Source organism: Verrucosispora sp. ts21, from assembly GCF_002879555.1.
In the GTDB taxonomy this organism is placed as follows: Bacteria; Actinomycetota; Actinomycetes; order Mycobacteriales; family Micromonosporaceae; genus Micromonospora; species Micromonospora gifhornensis.
In genome coordinates this window covers 78047-104362 of record NZ_PNOZ01000010.1, presented here as the reverse complement: position 1 = coordinate 104362, position 26316 = coordinate 78047, and the positions used below count along the sequence as shown (strand labels likewise).

Sequence of the window (26316 nt, the reverse complement as noted above, 5' to 3'; positions counted from 1 at the left end):
CTCCCCGGCCCGCCGATCAGCTCCCTTTCCCACCACAGCCGACAGCCGCCGCCCGATACCGGGCAGCGGCTGTCGTGGGTAGGCCCTACTTGCGCTTGCGGATCTCCTCGGCGGCCTGCGGGACCACCTTGAACAGGTCACCGACCACGCCGAAGTCGGCCAGCTCGAAGATCGGCGCCTCGCCGTCCTTGTTGACCGCGACGATGGTCTTCGAGGTCTGCATGCCGGCCCGGTGCTGGATCGCGCCGGAGATGCCGAGCGCGACGTACAGCTGCGGGGAGACGGTCTTACCGGTCTGCCCGACCTGGAACTGGTGCGGGTAGAAGCCGGAGTCCACCGCCGCGCGGGACGCGCCGACGGCGCCGCCGAGCAGGTCGGCCAGCTCCTCGACCAGCTTGAAGTTGTCCGCGTTGCCGACCCCGCGGCCGCCGGCGACGACCACGCCGGCCTCGGTGAGCTCGGGGCGGGAGCCCTTCTGCTCGGCCACCCGGTCGACCACCTTGGCCAGCTTGTCGGTGTCGCTGACGGTCACGGTGAGCTGCTCGACCGCCGGGGTGGCGGCGGCCGGGGCCGGGGTGACCGAGTTGGGCCGGACGGTGACCAGCGGCAGGCCCCGGGTCACCTTGGACTTGACGATCGTCGAGCCGGCGAAGGCCACCTGGGTGGCGGTGCCGTCGGCGGCCAGGGCGACCACGTCGGTCAGGATGCCGTTGTCCAGCTTGACCGCCAGTCGGGCGGCGATCTCCTTGCCCTCCTGCGAGGAGGCGAGCAGGACGGCGGCCGGCTGTACCCGCTTGACCAGGTCGGCGACCACGGTGGCCTTCGGCGCGACCAGGTAACCGTCGATCTGCTCACCCTCGGCGGCGTAGATCTTCTCCGCGCCGTACTCACCCAGTTTGGCCGACAACGCGTCGGCGGCACCGGCCCCACCGAGCACCACGGCCGACGGGGTGCCCAGCTCACGGGCCAGGGTGAGCATCTCGCACGTGACCTTCTTGACGCCGAACTCGCGAGTTGCCTCGACGACGACGAGAACCTCAGACATGTCCCACACCCCTCACACGAACTTCTCGGTGGCGAGGAACTCGACAAGCTGCACGCCGCCGGAGCCCTCGTCGGTGACCTTCGCGCCACCGGAGCGCGGCGGACGCTTGCTGTGCTCCACGACCACGCTCGTCGCCCCGGCGAGGCCGACCTCGTCCGCGGCGACCCCCAGGTCGGCCAGGGACAGCGTCTGCACGGGCTTCTTCTTGGCGGCCATGATGCCCTTGAAGGACGGGTACCGGGGCTCGTTGATGGTGTCCCACACCGAGACGATGGCCGGCGTGGTGGCGGTGACCACCTCGTAGCCCTCCTCGGTCTGCCGCTCCACAGTCAACGTGCCGCCGTCGACGGTGAGCTTGCGGGCACCGGTCAGCGCCGCGACACCGAGCCGCTCGGCGAGCATGTGCGGCATCACCTGCACCCGGCCGTCGGTCGACTCCGACCCGCAGAGCACCAGGTCGGCGTTGAGCTGACCGAGGGCGGCGGCGAGCACCTTGGAGGTGGCCACGGCGCACGACCCGTGCAGGGCGTCGTCCACCACGTGCACCGCCTTGTCCGGGCCCATCGACAGCGCCTTGCGGATCGACTCGGTCGCCCGGTCCGGACCCATGGTCAGGATGGTCACCTCGCCGCCGTGCGCTTCCTTGATCTTCAACGCCTCTTCGATGGCGTATTCGTCCATCTCGTTGATGACGTTGTTCGCCGAACCGCGGTCGACTGTGTTGTCGTCACTGCGCAGGTTGCGGTCCGCGCCCGAGTCGGGCACCTGCTTGACGAGTACGACGATGTTCATCGCGCTTCGACGACCCTCCTGCTGTGGTGGTGTGATCACTTGCCCGGGTATCGGGCGCAGCCTCGCTCCTTAGTGACCGTTAGGTCAACCTGAAGCCGCTGTGCGGTTGCCCACGGCGCAATGTTACCTGTCAGTAGCTTTGCCTCCCGGATACACCCCGAGTGACTCAGCTCACCGCCATTCTGCCGCCCCCGGGCACCGTCGCCGAACCGGCACGCGCCGGCCGCCTTCGGGCCGGCCCGCTCCTCAGGCCGCCGGATCGCCCAGCGCCGCCGCGATCCGCTCGATGACCTGCGCCTCTGCCGTACTGATCCCGTTGTGGGCCCGCGCCGTACGATCGGCGGCGGCCAGCACCACCGAGCGGTAGATCGCGACATCCTCCGGGGCCTTCTCGGTCAGGATCGTGATCGCCTGGCGGAGCGCGGGCAGCACCACCGACTCGACCTGCGACTGCGAATCCCGCGGCAGCCTCGGCAGCGGACCACTGCTCAGCGCCGCCTTGACCAGACCACTGGCGTCGGCGATCGCGCCGGAGGCGGCGAAGCTCTCCCGGAACATGGCGAGCACGCCCGGGTCGGCGTTCGACACCAGGAACACGGCGCCGAAAGCCCCCGTCTTGAGGATCAGCATCTCCTCGTCCGTCAGCGACTGCGCCATGATCACGGAGTGTAGACGTAGGGCGTGGTGCTGGTGACCGGGACGAGACCGAGCCGCCCCAGCAGTGGACGACTCTCGTCGGCGGCGTCGACCTGCAACAGGGTCCGGTCGCGTTGGCCGGCGAGCCGCGCCCGGTAGGTGACGAGCGCCCGGTAGACACCCTGCCGACGCCACTGCGGATGCGTCGACCCGCCCCAGAGGGTGGCGAAGGTGGTGTCCGGTGGATAGCGGACCCAGCCCGCGCTGACGACCGTCTCACCGGCCTCACCGGCCTCGGCCACCACGACCGTGATCGCCTGCGGATCGGCGGCGATCTCCCGTTCCAGCCCGTCGGCGAGGCCGGTCAGATCGCGGCCCCACAGCTCGGTCTCCAGCGCCGCGATCCGGTCCAGGTCCGCGCGGGTGGTGACCTCCCGCAGGCGTACGCCCTCGGGCACCACCGGCAGCGCGGACGCCAGCGGCGCGACCGGGCCGACCATGACGGTCTCCTGGGACTGCGGCACGAAGCCGGCCGCGCGCAGCCGCTGCGGCAGGTCCGCCGGCTCGTCATGGCCGTGCAGCTTCCACTCCACCGGCTCGCCCCGCTCCCGGGCCACCGCCACCTGGCGGGCGATCAACGCGTCGAGTTCGGCGTCGGCCATCCCGCCGAGGTCCCGGTAGGTCACCAGGCCGACGTCATCGAGGCCGAACACCCGGAACAACGGTCCGTCCTGCTCCACCCTCGCGCCCTGCGGTGCCGGGTCAGGCAGGCCCGGCCGAAGCTGGGCGTCGTACGCCGCACGCAAAGTGGTCACATCAAGATCCGTCATGTTTCCAGGCTATGCCCAGTTCGCACCGGATAATCACCACCGTGTGGCAAAGGATCAGGAATTGGTTCGACCCTGACGAGCTCCGGTCGGTGGGCACCACCCCCGACTACCGCTTCTCGCTGGCCAACGAGCGGACCTTCCTGGCCTGGCTGCGGACCGGGCTGGCGCTGGTGGGTGGTGGACTCGCGGCCGCACAGTTCCTCCCGGCCCTGCCGCTGCGGCACCTGCGCGAGGCGATCTCCATCGCGTTGCTGCTGCTCGGCGGCGCGGTCGCGATCCGCGCCATCGACCACTGGGCGCGCGTCGATCGGGCCATCCGGCTCGACAGGGAACTGCCCGCGTCCCGCTTCCCGGCCGTACTCGCCGTGGTGGTGGGGCTCGGCGCGCTGCTGCTGGTGGTGGCGGTTCTGGCCGGGGCGCTGGGCGGATGACCGCCGTACGCGACCCCGGTCTCCAGCCCGAACGGACCCGGCTGGCCTGGCGTCGCACCATGCTGGCGGTGACCGTGGTGACGATCCTCGCCGTCCGGCTCGGGCTCACCGGCGGCCGGGTCGGAGCACTGCTGACCGCGCTCGCCATCCTCGGCTGGGGTGCCACGATCACCCTCTGCTGGCCACGGGCGGTCGGCACCGGCGTACCCGACCCCAGCGTCCGTACGCTCTCCGCCGTGGGCCTCTGCATCGCCGGTCTCGCCCTGATCGGCGTGGTGCTGGTCGTGTGCGGGGTGTGAGCATCGACGGGGAGTAGGACATGATGGGTACATGGCCCGGCTCTACATCCTCTTTTTCCTGGTGCAGGTAGTCCTCGCCGTCTGCGCTCTGATCAGTTGCCTGTCGGCCGAGGAGGACGACGTTCGTCACCTGCCCCGGATCGCCTGGGTGCTGATGATCCTGTTCTTCCCGGTGATCGGCTCGATCGCCTGGTTCCTCGCCGGCCGCAAGCGCAACCCCGCCGGTGGTGGGGTGTTCTCCGGCGGAGCCCAGCCCGTCGTACGCCGGCCGGCCCGGCCGCTCGCGCCGGACGACGACCCCGAGTTCCTGCGCTCGATCGAGGAGCGCTCGCGCCAGGAGGACCAGGAACTCTTCCGCCGCTGGGAGGAGGACCTGCGCAAGCGCGAGGACGACCTGCGCCGCCGCGAGGGCGACCCGCCCCGCGAGGAGCCCCGCCCCGAGGTGTGACCACCCCGGGGCAAGGTCGCCCGCGTCAGGCCAGGTTTGACGAGCGGGGGTACGCGTCCGCCGGGTCGGTGATGACGTTCACCAGGTAGGGCACGCGTGCGTCGAAGGCCCGGTGCAGGGCCGGGCCCAGGTCGGCGGCCTTGGCGACCGTCTCCCCCGCCCCACCGAGGGCGGTGACCACCTGGTCGTAACGCAGTTCGGGCTGCAGGTCGGCGGCGACGTCGTAGCCGTACATGGCCCGCATCGGGTGCTTCTCCAGACCCCAGATGCCGTTGTTGCCGACCACCATGACCACCGGCAGCTTCTGCCGGACCAGGGACTCCACGTCCATCAGCGAGAAACCGGCCGCGCCGTCGCCCATCAGCACACAGATCTGCCGGTCCGGGTGGGTGACCCGAGCACCCATCGCGTAGCCCATGCCGGTGCCGAGGCAGCCGTACGGGCCCGGGTCGAGCCAGGTGCCCGGCTGGGCCGGCTCCAGGTAGCGGCCGGCGTACGAGACGAAGTCCCCGCCGTCGCCGATGGTGATCGCATCGCGGGCGAGGACCTTGCGCAGCTCGCCGTAGACGCGCGCCGGGCGGATCGGATCCGTCTCGGCGGCCATCTCCTCGGCGTCGCGGGCCTTCGCGGCGTCCTCGGCGGTACGCAGCTGCACCACCCAGTCGGTGTGGTCGACCCGGTCGCCGGTGTAGCCGGCCAGGGCGGACAGGATGCCGCGCAGGTCGCCGGCGGGCGCGACGGCCGGCTGCACGTGGGTGGCCCGCTGGCTGGGCGCGTCGACGATGTGCACGACGGTGGCGTCGCCGAAGTCGCCGAAGGAGAGCCGGAAATCCAGCGGGGTGCCCACCACCACGATGACGTCGGCGTTCTTCAGCGCCACCCGCCGGGCCTTGGCGAAGGCCAGCGGGTGCTCCGGCGGCAGGGCGCCGCGACCCATCCCGTTGGTGAAGACCGGCACGTCGAGGGCCTCGGCGGCGGCGCGCAGGGCCGCCACGGCGTCACCGGTGTAGACGTCGGAGCCGGCGATGACGACCGGCCGCTGCGCCCCGGCGATCAGACCGGCGGCCTTCGCCACCTCGTCGGGGTCGGCCTCGATCGGGGCGATGGCCGGCCCGGCGGGCAGGTCGGCGTCACCGGTGGAGAAGATCGCTTCGAGGGGGAAGTCGAGGAAGACCGGACCCCGGTGCGGGGTGAGCGCGGTGGTCAGCGCCGCGGCGACGGCCCGGGGGATGTCGTCGGCGCTGAACACCGTCTCGGCGTGCTTGGTTACCGGGGCGACAAGCGGCAGGTGGTCCATCTCCTGGAGGCTGCCGGAACCCCACCGGAACTGCGGTGCCCGCCCGCCCATCACCAGCACCGGCGAGGCGTTGAAGTAGGCGCTGGTCAGGCCGGAGATGCCGTTGGTGACGCCGGGGCCGGCGGTGAGCACGGCCAGGCCGGGGCGGCGCTGCAACTTCGCCACCGCCTCGGCGGCGAAGACGGCGGACTGCTCGTGCCGCACGTCGTACAGCGGGAAGCCGGTCTTGTGCGCGGCGTCGTAGAGCGGAAACACGTGCCCGCCGGAGAGGGTGAACATCTCCCGCACCCCGTACGCGCGCAGCGCCGCGAGGGCGAGTTCTCCGCCGTGGCCTTCGATCCGCTCCGTCATCGCCGCTCCCTCTCGTCGCCTGACCGGAGTCACACGCTACTGGCCGGTAGGAGGAATGTGAACCATTCTCATCGACCGGTGAAGTCCGGTTTGCGCTTCTCCACGAAGGCGACCATCCCCTCGCGCCGGTCCTCGGTGGCGAACAGCGCCGCGAAGAGCTGGCTCTCCCAGGCCAGACCCGAGTTCAGGTCCATGTCCAGGCCGCCGTCGACCGCGAGCTTCGCCGCGCGCAGCGCCTGCACCGGCCCGTTGAGGTACGGCTTCACCAGCGCCACCGCCGCGTCGTAGACCTCGGCGGCCGGGACAACCCGGTCGGCCAGGCCGATGCGCAGCGCCTCCTGGGCGTCCACCATCCGACCCGACATGATCAGATCCTTGGCGCGGGCCGGGCCGACCAGCCGGGCCAGCCGCTGGGTGCCGCCGGCACCGGGGATGATGCCGAGCTTGATCTCGGGCTGGCCGAGCTTGGCGTCCTCGGCCACCACCCGCCAGTCACAGGCCAGCGCCAGCTCGCAGCCGCCACCGAGGGCGTACCCGGTGATCGCGGCGACCACCGGCTTGGGGATCCGGGCGATCGCGCCGAGCGCGCTGGACAGGTCGGCGGCCCGGTCCGCCATGTCCACGTAGGACATGTCGGCCATCTCCTTGATGTCCGCCCCGGCCGCGAAGACCTTCTCGCCGCCGTACACGATGACCGCGCGGACCTGCGGGTCGGCGGTGGCCGCCGCCGCAGCGGCGCGCAACTCCTCCTGGACCTGGGTGTTGAGCGCGTTCATCGGTGGCCGCTCCAGCCGAATGGTGCCGATGCCGTCCCCGGTCTCCAGCCGCACGAACTCGCCCACGCTGAGCCTCACTTCCTCGTCGAAGTCGCCTGCCAACCTTACGACCAGCCGCCGTCGGCACGTAGTCTGGCTGCCAGTCCCGCGCCCCGGAGTTCCCATGGTCACGTACTACGACGACAAGTCCGTCCAGGTCACCTCCACCGCCGTCACGGTCAACGGCGACGCCTACCCGCTGGCCGAGATCACCGAGGTCTGGCACCACCGGGGCGGCCGGTCGTGGCGGGTGCTGATCGGCCGGGGTGCGCTCGGCGCGGCGATGATCGGCCCGCTGGTGGCCGCCGTCCTCGGCATCGCGCTCGCCGTCTGGCTCGACGGTTCGGCCACCGTCACGGTCGCCATCGTCGGCGTCTCCATCCTGATCGGACTGGCCGCCGGGCCGATCGCCGACCAGCTCTTCGAGTACTTCGACAGGTCGTACGCCCGGGGCAGCCGCCCCCGCGAGGTCTGGATCCGCTGGCGGGGCCACCCGGTACGCCTGCTGTGCACCCCGGACGCGCTGCGCTTCGGGCAGATCTACCGGGCCGTGCAACGCGCCATGGAAGCCCAGGTGCAGGGCCGGGCCGCCCGCTGACCGGCCGGGTCGGGCGGGGGACGCTCAGGACAGCAGGGCCGGCCTCAACTCCGCACCGAGATTGATCGCGCCGACCACCCCGTGCCCGGCCGGGTCGTACACGTTCGTGGTGTTGTTGCGGCGCATCAGTTCCCGCACCGGCTGCGGCAGCGGCGGCGGATCCGACAACGCGGCGTTGATCTGCCGAGCCGCCGAGATCAACCGGAGGACCAACTCGGCGCCGCCGGTGTCCGGCCGCACCCGGCCGTACTCCCAACCGGTGGTGGTGAGGTCGAACAGCTCGAAGACCGCGGACAGCACCGGGGCGGGGTCGGTGGCCTTCACGACCCGCGACGCACGGTCGCCGAGCACCGTGGCCGCCGCGGCCACCTGCACGTACGGATGCAGGCCGCCCGGCGGATCGAACAGCGGCCACCGCAGCGCCGCCCCGGCCTCCCGCCACAGGACCCGATAGTTGCGACGATCGACCACGAGCCGGTAACCGGTACGCCGGTGCAGGTCCGCGGCTTGCGCCAGCAGATCCGTGTGGGCCGCGTCGGCGACCTCGCGCACGATCCGGGTCGCCACGACCAGACCGTCCTCATCGTCCAGCAGCCGCGTGATCTCCTCGATCTGATCGCGGACGCGGACCTGGCTGCGGATGCCGAACCCGTGCCGGACCTGCTGTAACAGCGCCTCCTGCCGGCCGGGATCGTGCTCGACCTGCCGCCCACCCAGCACACGCTGGAGCCACCCCATAGAGCCTCGTCTCCGCAGTCACCTCAAGACGCGGCGATGTTAGCGTGCCGCCCGAACCGGCGAGCATCGTCCGGGCCCACACCGAGCGTCCGGCGCGAAATTGACCGCCACTGTCGGTCGCACCGGGGACAGCTGATCGCCACAGGGTGACGACACCATCGCCAAGGGTTGCCGCAAGATGGTTAGGCTTAGTGATGGCGCTCTATTACCGGGACGACGCGGTGCAGGTTTCCTCGGAGTCGCTGCGGGCCGGAAGACACGTCATCCCGATATCCGAGGTCACCTACGTCTGGCATCAGAAGGGGCGCACCACCCTCGCGGTGCGCGGGCGGGTGCTCGGCCGGGGCGTACTGGTGCTGCTGCTGTCCCTGCCCCCGCTGGTCGGGCTGGTCTGCGTACTGTCGCTGGTCTGGTCGGCACCGGACCGGGGTTGGGTGCCGGCGCTCGTGGTGCTGGTGGCCTGCCTGGTCATCGCGGTGGCGCTGGTGCCGTTCCTGGAGATCCCGCTCGGCTGGCTGGACCGCTCGTACGAACGCGGCAACCGGGTCCAGGAGTTGTGGGTGCAGTACCGCGGGCAGGAGGTCATGGTGCTGCGCACCCCGGACGCGCTGCGCTTCGGGCAGATCTACCGGGCGGTGCAGCGGGCCGTGGAGCAGCAGGGCGACCACTGGTGAGCGGCCCTCGCCCGCCCAAGGAACACTGGAGCCCATGGTGATCCCCCTTCCCCGGCCGACCGCGGTCGTCGGCCTCACCCGTTCCGCCCTCGACTCGGCCGCGTCCTTCGCCGCGATCCCGGCCCGCGCCTTCGCGGTGCTCGACGGGGTGGAGGCGTTGCTGACGCGGATCAACGGGGTGGTGGACCGGATCGAGCAGACCCTCGACCGGACCGACCAGGTGCTCGCCGACGCCGAGGTCGCCGTCCGGGAGGTCGCGGTGATCAGCGCCGCCGCGACCGTCGCCGTCGACAACGCCGGCACGGTCGCCGCCGCCGCAGCCGACGTGGTGGCGCGGGCGGAGAAGGTGTCCGGCCAGGCCGCCGAGACGGTCGGCGCGGCAGCCGAGGCGACGGCCACCGCCGCCGAACTGCTGACCGCGTACGAGCCGGCGTTGCGCCGGGCCGCACCGATGGCCACCCACTTCGTCGAGCAGCTCAGCCACGAGGAGGTGGCCGCGGCGGTACGGCTGGTCGACGAGTTGCCGAAGCTGCGCCAACACCTCACCGCCGACGTGATGCCGATCCTGGCCACCCTGGACCGGGTCGGTCCCGACCTGCACGACCTGCTCGACGTCACCCGGGACCTCAAACTCGCCGTGGCGGGCATTCCCGGCCTGGCGATGCTGCGTCGACGCGGCGAGAAGCTCAACGACGACGGGAGCTGACGGCAGGCAGAGCCGTTGGTCAGCAGTCGCAGCCGACGGCCGGGCGGGGCGCGGTCAGGTCGTCCACCGGCCGACGGGTCGACCCGGTCGCGGTGACCACCGGCAGGCCCTCGCGAACCCAGTACTCGTAGCCGCCGCGCATCTGCTTGACCGGGTAGCCGAGCCGGGCGAAGGCCAACGCGGCCCGGGTGGCGCCGTCGCAGCCGGGACCCCAGCAGTAGGTGACCACTCGGGTGCCGGCCGGGACCACCCGTGCGGCCTGCTCGGCAATTCGGGCGGTGGGCAGGTGCACCGCGTCGGGCAGGTGGCCCTGGGCCCAGGCGGCCTCGCCCCGGGAATCCACCACGACCAGGTCGGGCACCCCGGCGGTGAGGTCGGCGTGCACGTCGGCGACGTCGGTGGTGACGCTCAACTCGGCCAGGAAGAGGCCGATGGCGGTGGCGGGATCGGCGGCCGGTACGGCGAAAGCGCGGGTCATGGCACCGATCCTGACCGCTGCGGACGCGTCCGGAGGAGTGGCGGTGACGACGTACTGCGCTAACATCCCGCCATGGCTCCGGTCGCCCGTACCGTCGCCGTGCTGGCGTACCCGGGAATGTCGGTCTTCGAGACCGGCATCGTCACCGAGGTCTTCGGACTCCCCCGACCCGAACTCGGCGTGCCCTGGTACGACCTGCGGCTGTGCGCCGAGCGCCCCGGCCCGGTGCCGGTGATCGGTGGCGCCACCCTGCACAGCCCGTACGGCCTGGACGTGCTGGCCGAGGCCGCAACGGTGATCGTGCCCGGCGTCGGCGACGTGCACGCGACACCCTCTGCGCACCTGGTGGCGGCGCTGCGTCACGCACACCGGGCCGGTGCCCGACTCATGTCCATCTGCTCGGGCGCGTTCGCGCTGGCCGCCGCCGGTCTGCTCGACGGTCGCCGGGCCACCACCCACTGGCGGTACGCCGACCTGCTGGCCCGCCGCTATCCGGCGGTGACTGTGGATCCCGATGTGCTCTACGTGGACGACGGTGACGTGCTGACGAGCGCCGGCAGCGCGGCCGGTCTGGACCTGTGCGTGCACGTGGTGCGGCGTGACCATGGCGCGGCCGTGGCCAACGCGGTGGCCCGCCGGTTGGTGACCGCACCGCACCGCGACGGCGGGCAGGCACAGTTCATCGAGACGCCGGTGCCGGCGAGGGCGGACGACGACCGGGTGGCCGGCAGCATCGCCTGGGCACTCGCGCACCTCGCCGAGCCGGTGACTGTGGCCCGGCTGGCCCGGCAGGCCCACATGTCACCGCGTACGTACCTGCGGCACTTCGCCCGGGCCACCGGCACCAGCCCGATCCGCTGGCTTGTCGATCAGCGGATCCGGGCCAGCCTGGCGCTGCTGGAGACGACTGATGCGCCGGTCGCGCAGATAGCCACGACGGTCGGGTTCGAGACCGCGGTGACGTACCGCCACCACTTCACCCGGGCGATGCGGACGTCGCCCTCGGCGTACCGACGGGCCTTCCGCGCCCACGACGGGGCAGCGACGGCCTCCGTCGACCGGTGAACCTCGGGTCAGGTCGCGGGGAGGTAGAGCTGGTCGATCTCGACGCGGTGCGGCAGCGACACGCTCGCGCCGAGTCGGCGTACGCAGGCCGCGCCGGCCGCCGCCGCCCAGCGGACCGCGTCGACCAGGTCGCGGCCCTCACCCCAGGCCACCGCGAGCGCGCCGGTGAACGCGTCCCCGGCGGCGGTCGAGTCGACGGTGTCCACTCTGGTCGCGGGCACGTGCACGGCGGTGCCGTCCCGATCGCCGTACCAGGCACCCTCCGCGCCGAGGGTCAGCACCGCCCGGGGCACCAGGTCGAGCAGGGCCTGCGGCTCCTCCCGACCCCGACCGGTGTACGCCTGCGCCTCGTTCTCGTTGACCACCAGCAGGTCCACCGCGGCCAGCAGCTCGGGCGGCAGCGGTAGCGCCGGTGCGGCGTTGAGCACCACCCGGGTCCCGGCGGCTCGGGCGGCGACCGCCGCCTCGGTCACCGTCTCGACCGGAATCTCCAGCTGCGCGACAAGCACGTCGGCATCGCGTACGGCGGCGAGCTCGCTCTCGGTGAGCGCGGTCAGCGAGTCGTTGGCCCCCGGCGTGACCAGGATGGCGTTCTCACCCTCGGCGTTGACCATCACCAGGGCCACCCCGGAGGCGCCGTAGGTGGTGCGCAGCTGGCTGGTGTCCACCCCGGCGGCGGTGATCCGGGCCCGCAGGGTCACCCCGAACGAGTCGGAGCCGATCGCACCGAGGAAGGTGCAGGCGGCACCGGCGCGGGCGGCGGCGATGGCCTGGTTGGCGCCCTTGCCGCCGGGCACGGTGACGAAGTCGGTGCCGAGGGTGGTCTCCCCCGGGCGGGGCAGGGTCGGCGCGGTGGCGACCAGGTCCATGTTCGCGCTGCCCACCACGACGACTCGGGTCTGTGGCACCGGAGCCTCCTGCGTTTTGTTAACAGGGGGCCCCTGCTCTACCGGAGACGTTAAGCAGGTGCCCTTCCTTGCACCGCGTCAGGCGGCGCGGGCGGTGAAGCGGTCGCCGGTGCGGTCGACGAGCAGCGGCAGGCCGAAGGTCTTGGTGAGGTTGTCGGCGGTGAGAGTCGCGTCCAGCGGGCCCTGCGCCATCACCGCGCCGTCGCGCAGCAGCATCGCGTGGGTGAAGCCGGGCGGGATCTCCTCCACGTGGTGGGTGACAAGCACCAGCGCGGGGGCGTCCGGATCCTGCGCCAGCGTGGCCAGGCGGGCCACCAGGTCCTCCCGGCCGCCCAGGTCGAGCCCGGCCGCCGGTTCGTCGAGCAGCAGCAGCTCCGGGTCGGTCATCAGGGCCCGGGCGATCTGCACCCGCTTGCGCTCCCCGTCGGACAGGGTGCCGTAGTCGCGGTCGGCAAGCGTGCCGGCGCCGAGTTGGTCGAGCAGGGCCAGGGCGCGGGCCTCGTCGGCCGGGTCGTACTCCTCCCGCCAACGGCCGACCACCGACCAGGCGGCGGTCATCACCACGTCGCGGACCTTCTCGTCGGCGGGCAGCCGCTCGGCCAGCGCCGCCGTGGTCAACCCGATGCGGGTACGCAGCTCGTTGAGGTCGGTACGGCCGATCCGCTCGCCCAGCACGTGTGCGACGCCGGTGGTCGGGTGCAGCCGGCCGGCGGCGAGGTTGAGCAGGGTGGTCTTGCCGGCGCCGTTGGGGCCCAGCACCACCCAGCGTTCGTCCGCCTCCACCCGCCATTCGACATCGTGCAGCAGGGCGGTGCCGGACCGGCGTACGCCGACGCCGTCGAGGCTGACCACCAGATCCGCGTCCATGGATGCAGGGGCGGGTGTGGCGCCACCGGCGCCAGCGATCAGGTCACCAGTCACCCGCCCATCCAACCACGCATCGCGTGCCGCCCCCACGGGCGGGCGCTGCCACCGTAGGGTGAGCGCCGTGTCGTTGCTCACCTGATCCGGAGGGGCCGTTCATGCCCAGTCGTCGTCGGGGCCCCTCCGCGTGAGCGGGGTCATCGAAATCGAGGGTCTGCGGAAGACTTTCCGCAGCGTACGTAAGGGCCACCGGGTCGCCGTCGCCGGCTTCGACCTGCTGGTCGAGGCCGGTCAGGTGCACGGCTTCCTGGGCCCCAACGGGTCGGGCAAGACGACCACCCTGCGGGCGTTGCTCGGGCTGGTCCGCGCCGATGCGGGACAGATGCGGGTGTTCGGCGCCGACGCACCGGAGTCGCTGCCCCAGGTGGCCCACCGGGTCGGCGCGATCGTGGAGAGCCCGCAGTTCTTCGGCAACTTCACCGGCCACCGCACCCTGCGGCTGCTCGCCCTGGCTGGTGGCGTACCGGTCAGCCGGGTCGACGAGGTGCTGGAGCAGGTCGGCCTGCGCGATCGTGGCCACGATCGGGTAAAGGGTTACTCGCTGGGCATGAAGCAGCGACTGGCCGTGGCCTCGGCCCTGCTCAAAGGGCCTGAACTGCTGATTCTCGACGAACCGGCCAACGGGCTGGATCCGGCGGGCATCCGGGAGATGCGGGACCTGATGCGCACGCTGGCCGGCAATGGGGTGACCGTGCTGGTCTCCAGCCACATCCTGGCCGAGATCCAACTGATCTGCGACCACGTCACGATCATTTCGCGGGGGCGGCGGGTGACGGCCGGCCCGGTGACCGAGGTGCTGGCCGGATTCGACCGCAACGAGTGTCTGGTCCGCGCCGACGACCTGATCCGGGCCGAGCAACTGCTGCAGGCCGCCGGGCTGACCGTCACCGCCCACGCCGACCACCTGGTGGTCGGTGGGGTACCGGACCCGACGCTGATCAGCCGGACGCTGGGCGAGCAGGATGTCTGGGTACGCGAGCTGACCCCGGTACGGCCGGATCTGGAGAGCGTCTTCCTGGAGTTGACCGGTGCCGGGCAGCAGCCGACGCTCCCTCGGCAGACCGACGGTGGGTCCGCACCCGGCCTGTCCGGCGCACCGTCGATCGACCTCGACGAGTTCCGGGGGGTGCAGGCGTGAACCTGATCCGCGCCGAGGCGGAGCGGCTGGCCGCCCGCCGATTCGTGCAGCTGATGGTGCTCCTGCTGATGTTGGCGTTCGTGGTGACGGCGGGGACCACCCTGGCCAGCTCACACACACCCACAAGCGCCGAAGTGGCCGCGGCCGAGCAGCAGGCCGCCGCCGAGCGCAGCGTGATGGAGCGGGAGCACGCCCGCTGCCTGGCCCGGGACCGCGGTGAGGGCTGGGCCCACGACGGCAACCACTACCTGCCCGCCGATTGCCGCGAGATCGATCCGGTGGTGCAGGGTTGGTCGCCGACGGCTGCCAACTACCTCACCGACGTGTTCACCTTCACCCAGCAGGCCGAGGCGCTGCTGTACTTCCTGGTGGCCTTCCTGGTGCTGTTCGGCTTCCTGGTCGGTGCCTCCTACATCGGCGCCGACCTGAACTCCGGCGGGGTGGTCAACCTGCTGCTGTGGCGACCCCAGCGGCTGACCGTGCTCGGCACCAAACTGGGCACCCTGCTCGGCGCGGTCCTGGTGTTGTCGGTGCTCGCCTCGGTGGCGTACCTGGTCACCTTCTGGGTCATCGCCCAGGTCGCCGGCTATCCGGGGCCGACCGATGCGACCTTCTGGGCCGACCTGGCCGCCCGGTGGGGCCGGGGCGTCGGGTTGGTGGTGTTCGCCACGGCGATCGGCTTCGCCCTCGCCACCATGGGTCGGCACACCGCGGCGGCGGTCGGCGCGGTGCTTGCCTACCTGGTGGTGTGGGAGATGGGCGGGCGGATCATGATGCAGATCCTGGACGTCTCCCGGCCGGACCAGCTGCTGCTCAGCAACTACGTGGGCGCGTGGCTGGCCGGCGAGCTGCGGTTCTGGGACGCCACGCCCTGCGCCGACGCCTTCACCGGGTACTGCAATGGCACGTACCCGCTGACCTGGCAACTGGCGCTCGTGGTCCTGCTGCTGTGCACCGCCGGGCTCACCACCACCGCGTTCGCCGTGTTCCGCCGCCGCGACCTGATCTGACGCCTGCGTCGGCGCTCAGCCGACCGTGGAGCCGAAGACCTCGTCGCGGACGGCGTCGAGGGCGGTGCGCAGTGCGCCGCGCAGGATCGGCTCCTCGGGCAGGCCGGTGGGCACCACCCGGGGGCGGACCAGCGTGATGGCGGCGACCTCGTGCTGCACCCGCTCGGCCAGCGCGGCCCCGCCGGCCTGGCCGACCTCCCCGGCGAGCACGACCAGCGGCGGGTCCAGCACCACGCAGGTGCTCGCCACACCGAGGGCGAGTCGGCGGGCCACCTCGTCGAGCATCGGTCCGCCGGCCGTACCGGCGGCGATGGCGGCCTTCACCGCCTCGGCGGCGCCACCGTCGGGGTAGCCGTGTTCGCGCGCCAGGGCAAGGATCGCGTCCGCCCCGGCGACCTGCTGGAAGGCCGGCTTGGCGCGGCGGGACACGTCGCGTGGGATCGGTGCGCCGGGCACCGGCAGGTAGCCGATCTCGCCGGCCGCGCCGCTGCTGCCGTGGTGCAGCCGCCCGCCCAGCATGATCGCCAGACCGACGCCGGCACCGATCCAGACCAGCACGAAGTCGGACATGCCCTGGGCCGCGCCGGACTGCGCCTCGGCCACCGCGGCGAGGTTGACGTCGTTCTCGAAGACGACCGGGGTGTCCAGGTCGTCGCGGAGCGCGGCGAGCAGGCCGCGGTGCCAGCGGGGCAGGTTGAACGCGAAGGTGATGTCGCCGGTGCCCGGATCGACCAGGCCGGGGGTGCCGAGCACGATCCGCCGTACGCTCGACAGTTGGGCGCCGGCGCTGCTGGCCGCCTGGACCACGGCGTTGTGCACCACGCCCACCGGATCGTCGGTGTCCTTCGTGGACTGTTCCACCCGGCCGGCGACCGTGCCGGTGATGTCGGCGCAGGCGGCGACCACCCGCTCCGGACCGACGTCCACCCCGACCACGTACGCGCTGCCCGGTCGCACGGCGTAGAGCTGGGCGTTCGGCCCGCGCCCGCCGGCCTGTTCACCGACCCGGGTGACCAGACCGCGTTCCTCCAACCGTTCCACCAGTTGGGACGCGGTGACCTTGGACAGGCCGGTCAGCTCACCGATCCGGGCCCGGGTCAGTGGCCCCTGCTCCAGCAGCAGTTCCAGCGCCGCACGGTCGTTGAGAGCCCGCAACAGCCGTGGGGTGCCGGGGAGCCGGGTCGCACTCATGCCATGTCCTCGAATTTAGTGAGCTTTGCAAACTATAACTTTGCTACGAACGGGTAGCCGTAGCGTATCGGCAGGGTGGAAACGGATCGTTCAGCCGATCCGGCACCACGATCAGCGCCGCCGGCACCGGAAGGAGAAACCGTGCGGCTGGATCCGGGACTTCGCCGGCTCGCCCTGGGCACCCTGCTGGCCGCGTACCCGGGACCGACCCCACCCGACTGGGCCGTCGAGTTGGTCGCCGACGGACTGGCCGGGCACACCCTGTTCGGCCGCAACATCGACGAACCGGCACAGGTGGCGGCGAGTACGGCCGCGTTGCGCACCGCGCGGGCCGACGTCCTCGTGGCCATCGACGAGGAGGGCGGCGACGTCACCCGGTTGGCGCACGCCACCGGCAGCCCGTACCCGGGCAACGCGGCGCTCGGCGCGATCGACGACGAGGCGTTGACCCGGGACATCCACCAGGCCATCGGCGCGGAGTTGGCGGCGCTCGGCGTCACCGTGAACCTGGCGCCCACCGTCGACGTCAACAGCACCGACGACAACCCGGTGATCGGCACCCGGTCGTTCGGCGCCGATCCGGCGCGGGTCGCCGCACACTCCGCCGCCGCGGTCGCCGGCCTGCAGGCCGGCGGGGTGGCCGCCTGCGCCAAGCACTTCCCCGGGCACGGCGCGACGGTGACCGACTCGCATTACGAACTACCCACCGTGGACGTGCCGCCGGAGGTGCTGCGCCGCAGGGACCTGCCGCCGTTCGCCGCGGTGATCGCGGCCGGAGCCAGGGCGGTGATGACCGCTCACATCCGGGTACCGGCCCTGACCGGCGCGGGGCCGGCCACGTTCAGCCAGGCCGTCCTGGTCGACCTGCTGCGCCACGAGTACGGCTTCACCGGTGCGGTGATCACCGATGCGTTGGAGATGAAGGGCGCCGCGCTCGCGGCCGGCGGGATCGCCCCCGGCGCGGTACGCGCCCTGGCCGCGGGCGCGGATCTGCTCTGCATCGGCGCCAAGGTGGACGCCGACCTGGTCGAACAGGTGGCCACCGAGATCGTCACGGCATTGGGCGACGGCCGGCTGGCGCGGGAGCGGGTCGAGCAGGCCGCCGGACGCGCGGCGGAGCTTGCCGACTGGACCCAGGTGCCGTCGACCCCGAACACCGCCGCCGCCGGCCCGGCCGCCGTCTCCTCCGCCGACCTGGGGTACGCGGCGGCCCGTCGTGCCGTCCGGGTGGAGGGCTCGCTGGCCGGGTTGGACCATCCGCTTGTGGTGCAGGTGCACGCGCGGTCGACAGTCGTGCAGGGCCGGGTGCCGTGGGGTCTCGGCCCGCATCTGCACGGCACGGAGCTGATCGAGGTGGTGGCCACCGAGGCCGACCCGGAGGCCCTTCGGCGGCGGGCCGGCAACCGGCCGATCGTGCTTGTCGGCCGGCGGCTGCACCAGTTGCCCGGCGGGCCGGAACTGGTCGCCGCGCTGGCCGGCACGCATCCGGTGGCGGTGGTCGAGATGGGATGGCCGGCCAGGTGGCGGCCGGCCGGCACGCGGGCCTTCGTCATCACCTACGGCGCCAGCCACGCCAACGGCCGAGCCGCCGCCGAGGTGCTGGGTCTGGCCGGCTGAGGCGTACGCCACTCTGGACCGCCGCTCTTGAACGTGTTCAAGTTTCGCCCTACGCTGGCTCGTGTCGATACTTGAACACGTTCAAATTGGAGCGCGGTGGCATGGACATCAAAGTCTGGATGTACCTGGTCTACCTGGCGGTCAGCATCGGTCTGACCGTCTGGGTGGCCCGGACGCTGGCCCGCAACGGACTGGTCTTCCTGGAGGAGGTGTTCTCCGACGAGCGGCTCGCCCGCGCCGTGAACAACCTCCTGGTGGTCGGTTTCTACCTGCTCAACCTCGGCTACGTGACGGTGGCGATGCGCCACTCCGACCCGATCGGGTCGACGAGCGAGGCCATGGAGGAACTCTCCTGGAAGATCGGCCTGGTGCTGCTGGTGCTCGGCGCTCTGCACTTCTTCAACGTCTTCACCCTCAACCGCTACCGGAAGAGCCGGCTACGTCAACTGGCCACCGCGCCGCCGCTGCCCCCGGCCGGCTTCCTGCCGATGCAGCAGCCCCACCCGGCCGGCTTCCGGCCGATGCAGCAACCCCACCCGGCCGCCGCGCCCGGCCAACGCCCGGCACACCCGGCCGCACCTTCGCAGGCACACCCGGCCGCACCTTCGCAGGTGGACCCGGCCGCACCTCCGCCGGTGAACCCGGCCGCGAACCCGCCGGAGCCGCCCCGATGAGCACCCACGGCCCGGATCGGGCTGGTGGGACGCCGGATGCCACCACGCACGGGGGTGGTGGCATCCGGTACTTCACCGTCCTCTACGACGCACACTGCCCGATGTGCCGGGCGGCCCGCGGCTGGCTGGCGTCGCGGGCGCAGCTCGTACCCCTGGAGTTCGTGCCGGCCGGCTCGGCCGAAGCCCGGCAGCGCTTCCCCGGCCTGGACCACGCCGCGACCCTGCGCGACATCACTGTGGTGGCCGACACCGGGGCGGTCTACGTCGGCGACGGCGCCTGGTTCGCCTGCCTGTGGGCGCTGGCCGAGTACCGGGCGACGGCCGAACGCCTGTCGAGCCCGCATCTGCTGCCACTGGCTCGACGGATGGTGGCCGCCGCCTCGGCGATCCGCGAACATGTCCGCGAACCGGGGCCTCCGTCGCTCGACGGGCCGGCGGGATACGGTGGCCCGGATGACCGACCAGCCTGTGCCGACGACCGCTGCGGGTGAAGCGCCGACCGCCCGGGGCGAGCAGACCCGGCAGTTGATCCTGGAAACCGCGATTCGGCTGTTCCGCGAGCGCGGCTACGCCCGCACCACCATGCGCGCCATCGCGGAAGAGGCCGGGGTGGCGGTCGGCAACGCCTACTACTACTTCGGCTCCAAGGAACGCCTGATCCAGGAGTTCTACAGCCGGACCCAGGACGAACACCGGGCTGCGGCGCGGCCGGTGCTGGAGCGGGAGAGCGAGTTCGCCGCCCGACTGGCCGGGGTGCTGCACGCGGCCATCGACGTGTTGACCCCGTCGCACGAGTTCGCGGCCAGCTTCTTCAAGGTCGCCGCCGAGCCCAGCTCGCCGCTGAGCCCGTTCTCGTCCGAGACGGCCGGGCCGCGTCAGGCGTCCATCGAACTGTTCACCGAGGTGCTGGCGGGCTCCACCAGCAAGGTCGATCCGGAACTGCGTCCCCACCTGCCGGAGTTGCTCTGGCTGGCGTACATGGGGACGGTGCTCTACTGGGTCTACGACCGCTCGCCGGGGCAGACCCGCACCCGGACGCTTATCGACGGCGCGGTGCCGTTGATCGACCGGCTGGTCTCGCTCTCCCGGCTGCGGGTGCTCCGGCCGGTCACCCGGCAGGTCGTCGAGCTGCTTCGCATGCTGCGCCAGTGACCCGTTTCCGCTGGTCAAGTCCACTATTGGACAGCAGTGATCGACGTTGAATGCTTGCCGTGCGAGCAACCGGATACGTAGCGTGATCGGCATCGAGCCGCACGCGGACCTGGGGGGAGGCTGCGGACCGTGGATCCGGCCCGGGATCCACGGTCCGCGCCCTGCCGTCGCAGGTCAGCTGGGGTAGACCCCGTACGATCGCCAGCCCCGGTCCGGGAAGCCGGCCGCCTCGGCGACCCTTGCCGAGGCAGCGTTGGCCCGGTCGTGCAGATAGGTCGGCACGGCACCCTCGTCGAGCACCCGCCGGGCCGCCTGGGCGACCAGCCGCCGCGCCAGTCCGCGCCCGCGGGCCGAGGGCACCGTGCCCACCGCCAGCTCGTGCCCGAACTGGTCGTGCCGCTTGATCCCGACACCGGCCAGGTAGCGGCCCTGATCGTCGCGGACCACCAGCACGGGCCGGTCGAACAGCCGCAGCCAGGACGGCAGGCCGAGGATGGTGGGGGCGACCCACTCGCCGACCTCGGGCAGTGGCGCGGGTGCCATGGTCCAGCGGAACACGTCGTCGTGCACCGCCCAGCCCGGCTCGCCGACCGCCGCCGGCAGGGTGGGCAGCAGCGTGTCGGGCCGGCGGGCCAGGTCGCGTACCGCGGCGACCCGGTCGGTCGGTACGGACAGCACGGTGCTGGTGCCGGCGGTGACCGCGATCGCCGGTCGCAGTCGGCCGTCCCAGGCCGGCTGACTGCGTCGCCAGGAACCGACCACGTGCAGCCCTGCGGGTGCCGGCCACCGCCCCAGCCAGGTGGCCAGGTGCAACTGGAGCCGCCGGTCACGCACCGTCCACCTCCTGCGCCGTCGCTGCCGCCCGCCCACCGTACGACGGATCGGGGCTGCGACGCCGACCGTCCGGCCGGAACGCGTCGGCGCAAGACCTCGGCACGAGTGACCTCGGCGTGATCTTCGCTGGGCACCGGAACCCCGGTCAGCGGTCTACCGTCATACCTAATTCCATACATGTACAACTTTCTCTGGAACGGTGGGCTCATGCCGATGCAACCGCACGACCGTCACCAGCAGGACCTCACCCGGATCTGGCCGGACGGCCGCGCCGCGCGACGATTCCCCGACCAACCGCCACACCGCAGCCGCCGTACCGGCCCGCTGTCCTGGGAGGCGCTGAACCGACTTCCGGTGGGCAGTTCGGCCCGCCATCTCAACACGCACTGACCCGGCGGCGACCGCCGTTTTCTCCCCGCCGCAGCCCGAGTGGCCGCGCCGACTCCGACGGCGAGCCAGCACCGCCGTTCGCACACCTGTCGGGTAACGTCTGCTGGTCCTCCGACCGGTTACGACAGGAGCTAGCGCACCCATGGGCAAGAAGACGATCCGCGTCTCCGACTTCAGCGGCACGGTGCTGGGCCCCGACGACGAGGCGGTCCGCGTCGTCGTCCTCGAGCACCCTGACCTGGTGGCCGGGCCCGTGCAGTTGGACGCGACCCCGGTGGAGGTGGAGAGCCTCGACGACGCCGCGCTGGACGTGGCGGTGATCGAGATTCATGACCGGCACGGCCACGGCGAGCCGCGCCGGGTGGTGCTGACCGCGAGCGAGTTCGACGCGATGGCCACCGACATGCCGATGGCCCAGTTGCTCAAGACCGCCGAGCGGGTACGCCCGCCCAAGGCGCGGCGGGCCACCGAGAAGATCGACTACGGCACCATCGAGCACGCGGGCAAGCCGCACCGGGGGCGGGTCACCGAGGAGGAGGCCCGACTGGTGCGCGAGCACCTCGACGAGGTGAACAAGCGCCTCGCCGACACCGGCCTGCGCCAGATCGACCCGGCCGACCCGGAGCACGCCGCCCGGTACGGCTTCCCCACCGCCGGCTGACCGCCTATTCGAACACCCGGAGCTTGTCCAGGGTCGCCACGATGTTCGCCTCCGTGGCGGCCTTGGTCACCCCGAGTCCGGTCAGCACTCCGTCGCCGTCCTCCTGCTCCAGCAGCGCCAGCAGGATGTGCTCGGTGCCGATGTAGTTGTGCCCGAGCCGCAGCGCCTCCCGGAAGGTCAACTCCAGCGCCTTCTTGCCCGCAGCGTCGTACGGGATCAGGTCGGGCGCCTCGTCGGCCGCCGGTGGCAGCGCGGCGGTGGCGGCCTCCCGTACCGCCTCGGTCGACACACCGGCAGCGGCCAGCGCCCTCGCGGCCAGGGCCTCCGGCTCGGCGAGCAGCCCGAGCACCAGGTGCGCCGGGGTGGTGTGGGCGCTGCCGGCGGCCTTCGCCTCGTTGTGCGCGGCGGCCACCACGTTGCGGGCGCGTGGGGTGAACCGCTGGAAGCCCTCCTGGGGGTCCATCGTCCCGGCGACGAAGCGCTTCTGCGCGGCCTGCTTGCTCACCCCCATGCTGCGGCCGATCTCGGTCCACGACGCGCCGGAGCGGCGGGCCTGGTCGACGAAGTGGCCGATGAGATGGTCGGCCACGTCGCCGATGTGGTCGGCGACCAGGACCGCCCCGGCGAGCTGGTCGAGGGCGTCGGTGTGGGTCTGCTTGATGGTCTGGATCAGGTCGTCGAGCCGGACCGTACTGGTCATCTGGACAGGATTCGTCATGCGTCAACCGTAGGTTGACGCACTCCCCCCGTCAACCCCAGGTTGACGATCTCGGGCAGACTTCAAAGAAGATCGCTGTTAACAACCTTGACTGATTCCGTTCACATCGACAGACTGCGATATGGAGAGCGCTCTCCCCTCCTCGCCGGGGCGCCCGCTTCGTCCGTCCACCTCAAGGAGATCAATCATGTCCGTCATCTCCCGCAGGCTCCGACGACCGGCCGCCGTCCTGGTCGCGGCCCTCGTCGCCAGCACCCTCGTCGTACCCGTGAGCGCCACCCCGGCCGCCGCCGCCATCGGCGGGCTCACCTGGCAGGACGAGTTCAACGCCCCGGCCGGCACCCCGGTCGACCAGTCCAAGTGGCGCTTCGACATCGGCGGCCACGGCTGGGGCAACAACGAACGGCAGTACTACACGAACAGCACCAGCAACGCCGTGCACGACGGCCAGGGCAACCTGGTGATCACCGCCCGCCGGGAGAACCCGGCCAACTACCAGTGCCACTACGGCCGGTGCGAGTACACCTCGGCCCGGCTGCTGACCGCGGCCACCTTCAACCAGGCGTACGGCCGATTCGAGGCGCGCATCAAGATCCCCCGGGGGCAGGGCATCTGGCCGGCGTTCTGGATGCTCGGCAACGACTTCGGCAACGTCGGCTGGCCGGCCTCGGGCGAGATCGACATCATGGAGAACGTCGGCCGGGAGCCCAACACCGTGCACGGCACCATCCACGGACCGGGCTACTCCGGCGGCGGCGGGATCACCGGCAGCCGCACCATCGGGCAGCCGCTGGCCGACGCCTTCCACACCTACCGGGTGGACTGGGAACCGAACGTCATCCGCTGGTACCTCGACGGCCAGGAGTTCTTCCGGGTCGACCCGAGCCGCCTCGGCGGCAACCGCTGGGTCTACGACCACCCCTTCTTCATGATCCTGAACGTGGCGGTGGGCGGTAACTGGCCCGGCTACCCGGACGGCAGCACCCAGTTTCCGCAGCAGATGCTCGTCGACTACGTCCGCGTCCACGGGTACGTCCCGGACGGCAACACCGGGACCACCCGGATCCGCGGCCAGCAGAGCGGTCGCTGCATCGACATCCCCAGCGCCAACCCGTACGACGGCGCGCCGCTGCAGATCTGGGACTGCAACACCACCGCCGCACAGGCGTGGACCTTCGCCGCCGACGGCACGATCCGCGCGATGGGCAAGTGCATGGACCCGGCCTGGGCCGGCACCGCCAACGGCACCGAGGTCAACCTGGTCACCTGCAACGGCAACCCGGCCCAACGCTTCACCCTCAACGCCGCCGGGGACCTGGTCAACCTCAACGCGAACCGCTGCGTCGACGTCCGCGACAACAACCCCGCAAACGGCGGCCGACTGCAACTGTGGGACTGCGGCGGCACCGCCAACCAGAAGTGGTCACGGGCCTGAGCAGGCACCCCTCGCCGGGGCGCATCGTCGTCGAACGATGGTGCGCCCCGGTACGTAAGCGTCGGTGACGGGCGCGGTGGGTAGTAGCCGGCAACAGTCACCGAGGTGCGGGAGGCGAGATGGACGACGCGCGGACGAGCGGCGGGCGACAGCTCTGGTGGTGGCTCGGCGGTGTGCTGGTGCTCGTGGTGGTGGTGCTGGTCGCCAGTTGGACCTGGGTGACGGTACGCGGAGACGGGCGAGCCGGACACGTCGTCACCGGCGCCGCCGACGATCTGCAGGAGGCCACCTTCGTCCTGCTCGACGGCGCGGACGTGATCCGGGTGCGCACCGCCGACCTGGGCGAGGACGCCTACCGGGTGTCCACCCCGCGCGACGCCAGCGTCCGGCCGACCGTCTCGCGCACCGACGAGACCCTGATGACCAGCCTGCGCGGCACCGGTAAGGACGGTCCGGCGATCGTCGAGGTGGTGCTGCGCGAGTCGGTACGCTGGCACATCCGGCTCGACGGCGGAGCCAAGGAGCAGCACCTGGACCTGAGCAACGGCCAGGTCGACGGGGTCGAATTCACCGCGGGCGCGAACCGGATCGAGCTGACGCTGCCCGCGCCCACCGGCACCCAACGCGTCGTGCTCGGCGGCGGCGCCAGCCAGGTCGTCGTACGCCTCGGCGCCGATGCGCCGGTACAGGTGCGCGCGGGCGGTGGCGCCGGCTCGGTCACCATCGACGGCACCACCCACTCCGGGGTGGCCGGCGGCAGCACGTTCACCGCCCCGCAGTGGGAGGCGGCGACCGACCGCTACGACATCGACGCGACCTCCGGGGTATCGCACCTCTCCGTCGAACGCGCCGACGCCGGTCGCTGAGCACCGGCGAAGAGTCGGTCGAGCTGGTAGTCCAGCAGGGCGAGGGCCGCCTCGGGCGTCCGCATCGCCGCCATCACCCCGTCGGCCAGGCCGGTCGCCAGGGCCAGCAGGTTGACCGCCTCCGCCTCGACGTCGCACTCGTCGGAGACCTCGCCGGCTCGTTGCGCCGCGCGGAGCAGGTCGCCGAGCAACGCCTCCAGATCGCGGGAGTACCGGCTGTAGGAGAGCTCGGCCAGCGCCGGGTCGGTCAGTGCGAGCGCGTGGTAGGCGGCGAAGACGGTGTACGCGGCGCGCTGCTCGGCGTCGACGGGGATGATCTGGACCAACCAGGCGCGTACGCCGTCCCGACCGGCACCGGTCGGCACACTGCCGGCTGCCCGCCGGCCGACCATCTCGGCCTGGTGTCGCAGGCCGGCGAAGAGCAGTTGCTCCTTGCTGTGGAAGTAGTACTGCACGGTGCTGACCGAGACGCCCGCCTCGGCGGCCACCGTCCGCATGCTCGCGGCGTGCAGCCCGCGACTGGCCGCGATGCGCAGGAGCGCGGCGAGGATCTGCCCTCGACGCTCGTCATGGTCGGACAGCTTCGGCACCGTCACCCTCTCTGGTCGGTTGGTAGTACGAGTGTATAGTACGGTCGTACCACCAAAGACGGGGAGGCTCAGATGGCGAAGACCAGGCAGTCGAAGATCGGTCGATTCACCAGCGACGCGACGCGGGAACGCTTCCTGCAGGCGTACGACGTGGCGATGCAGGCCTGGCCGCAGCCCCGGCAGGAGTTCGACGTGCAGACCCGCTTCGGCACCGTCCGCGCCTACCGCCACGGCGCTGGTCAGGGCCAACCCCTCGTGCTGCTGCACGGGGCACAGGGCAACTCCGCCAACTGGTACCGGCACGTCGCCACGCTCGGCGAGCACCACCCCGTCTACGCGCTGGACTCCGTCGACGACCCGGGCCGCAGCGTGCAATCCGCACCGGTGCAGGACAGCGCCGACGACGCCGCCTGGATCGAGGAGACCCTCGCCGGCCTCGGACTCGACGGCGTACACCTGGTCGGCATGTCCTACGGCGGCTACCTGGCCCTGGCGCACGCGGTGCACCAGCCCGCCCGGCTGGCGTCGGTCACCCTGCTCGACCCCGGCGGGCTGCAGAAGGTGCCGGTCAAGTTCTACGCCAACGTGATCGCGGGCGCCCTGGCGACGCTGGCGCCCCGCAACACCCGGGCCTGGTTCGCCGAGCGGCTGGCCAACGCCGCGCTGGTGGAGCCCGCCGATCAACTGGCTCCCGTCATGATCGCCGCCCGGTACTGGCGCTCCGGTCGGGCCGCTGCCGCCCGGCCGTTCACCGACGACGAGCTGCGCTCCATCGGCGTACCTGTGCAGTTGGTGGTGGCCGGACGTAGCTCGCTGCTGCATCCCCGGCAGGCGGTGGCCCGGGCGGAGGCGTTGATACCGTCGGTGTGCGCCGAGATCGTGCCCGGTGCCGGCCACGGTCTGCCACTGGAACGTCCCGAGCTGGTCAACCAGCGCATCCTCGACTTCGTCGCCTCGGTGGGTAGGCTCGCCGGCGAGTGAGGGGAGGTCGCCGGAGATGCGGCT

The 26316-nt window shown here is 71.9% G+C and carries 32 protein-coding genes; 18 read left to right on the top strand and 14 right to left on the bottom strand.

The genetic code is table 11. The annotated features are described in order from the left end of the window. Positions 1-85: 85 nt before the first annotated feature. The 4 genes from C1A38_RS06650 to C1A38_RS06635 all read right to left on the bottom strand — a co-directional run bounded on the left by C1A38_RS06650 (position 86) and on the right by C1A38_RS06635 (position 3303). Positions 86-1045: an electron transfer flavoprotein subunit alpha/FixB family protein gene (locus tag C1A38_RS06650; RefSeq protein WP_102656959.1), complete on the bottom strand. Its 960-nt coding sequence runs from the start codon at positions 1043-1045 to the stop codon at positions 86-88. 12 nt (positions 1046-1057) lie between these two features. After that, on the bottom strand, positions 1058-1837 hold the full coding sequence (locus C1A38_RS06645; protein ID WP_102656930.1) for an electron transfer flavoprotein subunit beta/FixA family protein: 780 nt from the start codon (positions 1835-1837) through the stop codon (positions 1058-1060). Between the two features lie 246 nt (positions 1838-2083). Then, positions 2084-2500, bottom strand: coding sequence for a hypothetical protein (locus C1A38_RS06640; protein WP_102656929.1), 417 nt, complete (start codon positions 2498-2500; stop codon positions 2084-2086). Further along, on the bottom strand, positions 2497-3303 hold the full coding sequence (locus C1A38_RS06635) for a GNAT family N-acetyltransferase (RefSeq protein WP_102656928.1): 807 nt from the start codon (positions 3301-3303) through the stop codon (positions 2497-2499). The genes C1A38_RS06640 and C1A38_RS06635 overlap by 4 nt, the downstream gene beginning before the upstream one ends. A gap of 41 nt (positions 3304-3344) precedes the next feature. Between C1A38_RS06635 and C1A38_RS06630 the strand changes: the two genes are divergently transcribed. The 3 genes from C1A38_RS06630 to C1A38_RS06620 are packed head-to-tail and all read left to right on the top strand — an operon-like array spanning position 3345 to position 4481. Further along, positions 3345-3734: a YidH family protein gene (locus tag C1A38_RS06630; RefSeq protein ID WP_102656958.1), complete on the top strand. Its 390-nt coding sequence runs from the start codon at positions 3345-3347 to the stop codon at positions 3732-3734. After that, complete coding sequence (locus C1A38_RS06625) at positions 3731-4033, top strand: DUF202 domain-containing protein (protein ID WP_102656927.1); 303 nt, start codon at positions 3731-3733, stop codon at positions 4031-4033. Before C1A38_RS06630 ends, C1A38_RS06625 begins: the two co-directional genes overlap by 4 nt. 31 nt (positions 4034-4064) lie before the next feature. Beyond that, a complete protein-coding gene (locus C1A38_RS06620; RefSeq protein ID WP_102656926.1) occupies positions 4065-4481 on the top strand; it encodes a PLD nuclease N-terminal domain-containing protein in 417 nt (138 codons plus the stop codon). Between the two features lie 25 nt (positions 4482-4506). Here the strand turns inward: C1A38_RS06620 and C1A38_RS06615 are convergent, their stop codons facing one another. Next, on the bottom strand, positions 4507-6129 hold the full coding sequence (locus C1A38_RS06615) for an acetolactate synthase (RefSeq protein WP_102656925.1): 1623 nt from the start codon (positions 6127-6129) through the stop codon (positions 4507-4509). A gap of 68 nt (positions 6130-6197) precedes the next feature. Then, positions 6198-6971: an enoyl-CoA hydratase-related protein gene (locus C1A38_RS06610; protein ID WP_102656924.1), complete on the bottom strand. Its 774-nt coding sequence runs from the start codon at positions 6969-6971 to the stop codon at positions 6198-6200. A 97-nt stretch (positions 6972-7068) separates the two neighbouring features. Between C1A38_RS06610 and C1A38_RS06605 the strand changes: the two genes are divergently transcribed. Then, positions 7069-7542, top strand: coding sequence for a DUF6232 family protein (locus C1A38_RS06605; RefSeq protein ID WP_102656923.1), 474 nt, complete (start codon positions 7069-7071; stop codon positions 7540-7542). Positions 7543-7566: 24 nt separating this feature from the next. Here the strand turns inward: C1A38_RS06605 and C1A38_RS06600 are convergent, their stop codons facing one another. Continuing rightward, on the bottom strand, positions 7567-8280 hold the full coding sequence (locus C1A38_RS06600) for a hypothetical protein (RefSeq protein ID WP_102656922.1): 714 nt from the start codon (positions 8278-8280) through the stop codon (positions 7567-7569). Between the two features lie 194 nt (positions 8281-8474). Here C1A38_RS06600 and C1A38_RS06595 point away from each other — a divergent pair, with 194 nt between their 5' ends. Continuing rightward, positions 8475-8954: a DUF6232 family protein gene (locus C1A38_RS06595; RefSeq protein ID WP_102656921.1), complete on the top strand. Its 480-nt coding sequence runs from the start codon at positions 8475-8477 to the stop codon at positions 8952-8954. A 34-nt stretch (positions 8955-8988) separates the two neighbouring features. After that, a complete protein-coding gene (locus tag C1A38_RS06590; RefSeq protein ID WP_102656920.1) occupies positions 8989-9660 on the top strand; it encodes a hypothetical protein in 672 nt (223 codons plus the stop codon). A 19-nt stretch (positions 9661-9679) separates the two neighbouring features. Here C1A38_RS06590 and C1A38_RS06585 read toward each other — a convergent pair whose 3' ends face one another. Beyond that, positions 9680-10138, bottom strand: a complete 459-nt coding sequence (locus C1A38_RS06585; RefSeq protein ID WP_199180107.1) for a rhodanese-like domain-containing protein — start codon at positions 10136-10138, stop codon at positions 9680-9682. A 72-nt stretch (positions 10139-10210) separates the two neighbouring features. Between C1A38_RS06585 and ftrA the strand changes: the two genes are divergently transcribed. Further along, positions 10211-11203, top strand: coding sequence for a transcriptional regulator FtrA (ftrA, locus tag C1A38_RS06580; RefSeq protein ID WP_102656919.1), 993 nt, complete (start codon positions 10211-10213; stop codon positions 11201-11203). Positions 11204-11211: 8 nt separating this feature from the next. Here ftrA and C1A38_RS06575 read toward each other — a convergent pair whose 3' ends face one another. Continuing rightward, the gene (locus C1A38_RS06575; protein WP_102656918.1) at positions 11212-12111 is read right to left on the bottom strand and encodes a ribokinase; all 900 of its coding nucleotides are present in this window, start codon (positions 12109-12111) and stop codon (positions 11212-11214) included. 78 nt (positions 12112-12189) lie between these two features. Next, positions 12190-13032: an ABC transporter ATP-binding protein gene (locus tag C1A38_RS06570; protein WP_102656956.1), complete on the bottom strand. Its 843-nt coding sequence runs from the start codon at positions 13030-13032 to the stop codon at positions 12190-12192. 130 nt (positions 13033-13162) lie between these two features. Here C1A38_RS06570 and C1A38_RS06565 point away from each other — a divergent pair, with 130 nt between their 5' ends. Both C1A38_RS06565 and C1A38_RS06560 read left to right on the top strand, forming a co-directional pair. Then, entirely contained in the window at positions 13163-14173 is a 1011-nt protein-coding gene (locus tag C1A38_RS06565; RefSeq protein ID WP_102656917.1) for an ABC transporter ATP-binding protein, read from the top strand. Beyond that, positions 14170-15183, top strand: a complete 1014-nt coding sequence (locus C1A38_RS06560; RefSeq protein ID WP_102656916.1) for an ABC transporter permease subunit — start codon at positions 14170-14172, stop codon at positions 15181-15183. Before C1A38_RS06565 ends, C1A38_RS06560 begins: the two co-directional genes overlap by 4 nt. 15 nt (positions 15184-15198) lie before the next feature. Here C1A38_RS06560 and C1A38_RS06555 read toward each other — a convergent pair whose 3' ends face one another. Beyond that, on the bottom strand, positions 15199-16374 hold the full coding sequence (locus tag C1A38_RS06555) for an ROK family transcriptional regulator (RefSeq protein ID WP_013731976.1): 1176 nt from the start codon (positions 16372-16374) through the stop codon (positions 15199-15201). Positions 16375-16515: 141 nt separating this feature from the next. Here C1A38_RS06555 and C1A38_RS06550 point away from each other — a divergent pair, with 141 nt between their 5' ends. From C1A38_RS06550 to C1A38_RS06535, 4 genes are all read left to right on the top strand, one after another. After that, the gene (locus tag C1A38_RS06550) at positions 16516-17991 is read left to right on the top strand and encodes a glycoside hydrolase family 3 N-terminal domain-containing protein (protein WP_102656915.1); all 1476 of its coding nucleotides are present in this window, start codon (positions 16516-16518) and stop codon (positions 17989-17991) included. A 71-nt stretch (positions 17992-18062) separates the two neighbouring features. Next, positions 18063-18665 (top strand): hypothetical protein, encoded by a 603-nt coding sequence (locus C1A38_RS06545; protein WP_233196672.1) that lies wholly within the window; start codon positions 18063-18065, stop codon positions 18663-18665. Beyond that, positions 18662-19156: a thiol-disulfide oxidoreductase DCC family protein gene (locus tag C1A38_RS06540; RefSeq protein ID WP_102656913.1), complete on the top strand. Its 495-nt coding sequence runs from the start codon at positions 18662-18664 to the stop codon at positions 19154-19156. The genes C1A38_RS06545 and C1A38_RS06540 overlap by 4 nt, the downstream gene beginning before the upstream one ends. Further along, a complete protein-coding gene (locus C1A38_RS06535) occupies positions 19119-19817 on the top strand; it encodes a TetR/AcrR family transcriptional regulator (protein WP_102656955.1) in 699 nt (232 codons plus the stop codon). Before C1A38_RS06540 ends, C1A38_RS06535 begins: the two co-directional genes overlap by 38 nt. Positions 19818-19991: 174 nt before the next feature. Here the strand turns inward: C1A38_RS06535 and C1A38_RS06530 are convergent, their stop codons facing one another. Then, on the bottom strand, positions 19992-20651 hold the full coding sequence (locus C1A38_RS06530) for a GNAT family N-acetyltransferase (RefSeq protein ID WP_102656912.1): 660 nt from the start codon (positions 20649-20651) through the stop codon (positions 19992-19994). 177 nt (positions 20652-20828) lie between these two features. Between C1A38_RS06530 and C1A38_RS06525 the strand changes: the two genes are divergently transcribed. Together C1A38_RS06525 and C1A38_RS06520 are read left to right on the top strand one after the other, a co-directional pair. Then, complete coding sequence (locus tag C1A38_RS06525; protein WP_233196670.1) at positions 20829-21041, top strand: hypothetical protein; 213 nt, start codon at positions 20829-20831, stop codon at positions 21039-21041. Positions 21042-21183: 142 nt separating this feature from the next. After that, the gene (locus tag C1A38_RS06520; protein ID WP_102656911.1) at positions 21184-21702 is read left to right on the top strand and encodes a hypothetical protein; all 519 of its coding nucleotides are present in this window, start codon (positions 21184-21186) and stop codon (positions 21700-21702) included. 4 nt (positions 21703-21706) lie between these two features. On the opposite strand, the gene C1A38_RS06515 is transcribed toward C1A38_RS06520, so the two are convergent. Beyond that, on the bottom strand, positions 21707-22420 hold the full coding sequence (locus tag C1A38_RS06515; RefSeq protein ID WP_102656910.1) for a Clp protease N-terminal domain-containing protein: 714 nt from the start codon (positions 22418-22420) through the stop codon (positions 21707-21709). Between the two features lie 187 nt (positions 22421-22607). Between C1A38_RS06515 and C1A38_RS06510 the strand changes: the two genes are divergently transcribed. Next, positions 22608-23855, top strand: coding sequence for a glycoside hydrolase family 16 protein (locus C1A38_RS06510; RefSeq protein ID WP_102656909.1), 1248 nt, complete (start codon positions 22608-22610; stop codon positions 23853-23855). Positions 23856-23974: 119 nt separating this feature from the next. Beyond that, complete coding sequence (locus C1A38_RS06505; RefSeq protein WP_102656908.1) at positions 23975-24721, top strand: hypothetical protein; 747 nt, start codon at positions 23975-23977, stop codon at positions 24719-24721. On the opposite strand, the gene C1A38_RS06500 is transcribed toward C1A38_RS06505, so the two are convergent. Next, entirely contained in the window at positions 24655-25311 is a 657-nt protein-coding gene (locus tag C1A38_RS06500; RefSeq protein WP_102656953.1) for a TetR/AcrR family transcriptional regulator, read from the bottom strand. The genes C1A38_RS06505 and C1A38_RS06500 overlap by 67 nt on opposite strands. Before the next feature lie 72 nt (positions 25312-25383). Here C1A38_RS06500 and C1A38_RS06495 point away from each other — a divergent pair, with 72 nt between their 5' ends. Further along, on the top strand, positions 25384-26292 hold the full coding sequence (locus C1A38_RS06495) for an alpha/beta fold hydrolase (RefSeq protein WP_102656907.1): 909 nt from the start codon (positions 25384-25386) through the stop codon (positions 26290-26292). Positions 26293-26316 lie beyond the last annotated feature (24 nt).